Raw genomic sequence first — 2,742 nt, 5'->3', positions numbered from 1 at the left:
TGCACCGAGGAAGTATCCCGATGAGCTGCGCCAGCGAGCTGTGAGGCTGGTGCGTGACCGTGTTGCTGATGAGCCCGCGCTACCGGTCTCTCGTGCCTGCCGGCTCGTGGGTGAACAGCTAGGGATCAACGGCGACACGCTGCGTAACTGGGTCCGCTCCGAGCGCGTCGATGCCGGCGAGCTGCCGGGCACCACCAGCGCCGACGCGATGCGGATTGCCGAGTTGGAAAAGGAGGTTCGTGAGCTGCGCCGTGCGAACACGATCCTTCGCCAGGCGAGTGCCTATTTTGCGCAGGCGGAGCTCGACCGCCGCTGAAGGACGTTGATGCGTTCATCGACGATCACCGCGATGAGCATGGGGTCGAGCCGATCTGCACCACCTTGGCCGAGGCCGGGGTCCAGATCGCCCCGAGTTCGTACTACGCCCGCAAGGCCCGGCCGCCCTCGGCGCGGGCTCGTCGCGACGCGGTGCTGGACGAGCGGCTGGCGATGGTGCACGAGGACAACATGGGCGTGTACGGAGTGCGCAAGATGTGGAAGACGATCAACCGGCTCTACCCGGGCGAGCAGGTGGCCCGGTGCACCGTGGAGCGCCGGATGCGCGCGCTGGGATTGGCGGGGGTCACCAACGCCAGGTCGACCCGCACGACCCGCCCAGCTCCGGCGGCGGACGCGCGCCCGCAGGACAGGGTCAACCGCGACTTCACCGCCGCGGCGCCCGACCAACGATGGGTCGCAGACATCACCTACGTCCCGACGTGGGCAGGGTTCGTCTACGTCGCGTTCGTCATGGACCTCTTCTCCCGGCGGATCGTGGGCTGGCGGGTGTCGACGTCGCTGCGCACCGACCTCGCGCTGGACGCCCTCGAGCACGCCATCTGGACCCGGCAACGTGACCAGCGTGACCTGTCTGCGCTGATCCACCACAGCGATCACGGCTGTCAATACCTGTCGATTCGCTACACCGAGCGCCTCGCCGAGGCCGGCATCGAGGCCTCCGTGGGATCCGTGGGCGATTCCTACGACAACGCCGCTGCCGAGGCATTGAACAAGCTCTACAAGAAGGAACTCATCTGGCGCCGGGGACCCTGGAGCGGCCTCGACGCCGTCGAGATCGCCACCCTCGAATGGGTCGACTGGTACAACAATTCACGACTTCACGGCCACTGCGGAGACATCAAGCCCGCCGAGCTCGAAGCCACCTACTACGCTGACACGACCACCGACCCGGCAACCGCCGAGACGGCACAACCCGCCCTCCACTAAACCCGGGGCGATCCACTTCAAGCACGCATAACCCCGTGCCCACACCAAACGGGGTCAAGGCCAGGGAGAGCGTTGTGAAGCATGAGGAACCATCCTTGCGTTGACGGGCAGCGGGTCCCGCTGTTCGCTTCGGGCAACGGTGTGGTGTTCACCCGCCCCGATGCTGCGGTCACTGCGTACCCCGGGTGAAGTGGTCGACGCCGACGGTGAGGAACACCGCCGTTGACGTTCCGACCAGGGATCCGTCGCGGTCGGTCAGGCTGGCGGCGAGGAACAGTTTGCGGCCCTCTTGATTCCTCACGCGTGCCTCCATTCGGTAGGGGACGCCGGTCAGTACCGGCGCTCGGTAGTCGACCGTCAGCTGGCGGGTGACCGCGGGTGTGCCGACGAGGTAGAGCAGGAATCCGTAGAGGTCGTCGATGACGGTGGCGACTGCGCCCCCGTGGGCGATGCCGGGAGCGCCGACGTGCCGGTTGTCGAAGGTGTGATCGGCCACGACGCCGTCCCCATGGCGACGAACCTGGAGGTGGTGGCCGTGCGGGTTGTCGGGTCCGCAGCCCAGGCACTGCTCGTGGTGGGGCGGCAGGTCGACTCCTTCCGGGTGTGGGCGGAACTTCTCAGCCCAGGTGGCAAGCATCGATGGCAGGTCAGTCATGAGGTGTATGGCCTTTCAGGAGTTGGGCCCAGGCGGCGAGGACCTGTTCTTGGCGGTGGCCTGGGTGGGGGGCGAGCAGGCCGCTGACCCCCCTGCCGAGGAGCAGGTCGAGGGTGAGCCGGATCTTGATCGGGTCGTCGATGACGTAGGTGCGACAGATCTGCGCAAGCTCGTCGTTGACGCGCTCCTCGGCTGGGATCAGCTGGGCTCGCAGGTCTGGGTGTGAGCGGGCGGCCACCCACAGTTCCAGGGTGGCGGCGTACAGCGGACCAGAGAGTGCCTCTGCCAACAGCCTGAGCGCAGCCTTCTGCGGCTCCATCCGACTCCGAGAACGCTTCGCCCCTTGAGGCGTGGCCGGGGACAGGTCGGCCAACGCCTCGCGTACTCGCCGCAGGCGCTTTTGCGCCAGATGCTCCACCGCCGCGACCACCAGTTGGTCTCGGGTCCCGAAGTGGTGCAGCTGTGCGCCTCGTGACAGGCCGGCTTTCTCGGCCACGGCGGCACTGGTGGTGCCGGTGTAGCCCAGCTCGACCAGGCACGCCACGGTGGCCTCCAACAGCACGCGACGGGTGGCTGCGGAGCGTTCCCCCTGTCGCCTCGTCTGCAATGGCACAGCGACAACATACATGCAGGCACGAATGTATGCAACCTGGGTGCGTCGAATTCCTCGCAGCCGACGGCGGGCCATCCTGAACGAGGCCGGGACCCGACGTCTGTCGGTCAAGGTGTTCGGCGATGCTCGCCGACGACGACCGCTACACCTCCGCCACGCTCGCGGAAGGGGCTCGGGTCAGCCCGGCCGTGATAGCCGCCGAATGGCC

General features: G+C 67.4%; 3 protein-coding genes and 1 other annotated feature. Of the genes, 1 reads left to right on the top strand and 2 read right to left on the bottom strand.

Annotated elements, in window-relative coordinates; translation table 11 throughout:
• Positions 1–1,266, top strand: a protein-coding gene (locus KD1_RS15705) for an IS3 family transposase (RefSeq protein WP_157073421.1) whose coding sequence is annotated in 2 segments (ribosomal slippage) — positions 1–287 and positions 287–1,266 — 1,267 coding nt annotated over the 2 segments. Because the reading frame shifts where the segments join, the coding sequence is not laid out codon by codon here. This gene is flagged as partial in the annotation.
• Positions 280–411, top strand: a sequence feature (AL1L pseudoknot). It overlaps the preceding gene by 132 nt.
• A 169-nt stretch (positions 1,267–1,435) precedes the next feature.
• Here KD1_RS15705 and KD1_RS15700 read toward each other — a convergent pair.
• Positions 1,436–1,921: a PaaI family thioesterase gene (locus KD1_RS15700; protein WP_068403466.1), complete on the bottom strand. Its 486-nt coding sequence runs from the start codon at positions 1,919–1,921 to the stop codon at positions 1,436–1,438.
• A complete protein-coding gene (locus tag KD1_RS15695; RefSeq protein WP_068403464.1) occupies positions 1,914–2,483 on the bottom strand; it encodes a TetR/AcrR family transcriptional regulator in 570 nt (189 codons plus the stop codon). The genes KD1_RS15700 and KD1_RS15695 overlap by 8 nt, the downstream gene beginning before the upstream one ends.
• Between the last annotated feature and the right edge of the window lie 259 nt (positions 2,484–2,742).

Source organism: Kribbia dieselivorans NBRC 106261, assembly GCF_001552435.1.
In the GTDB taxonomy this organism is placed as follows: domain Bacteria; phylum Actinomycetota; class Actinomycetes; order Actinomycetales; family Dermatophilaceae; genus Kribbia; species Kribbia dieselivorans.
Note: the sequence above shows the minus strand (reverse complement) of the source record. Positions and strands in the feature narration are given on the sequence as shown.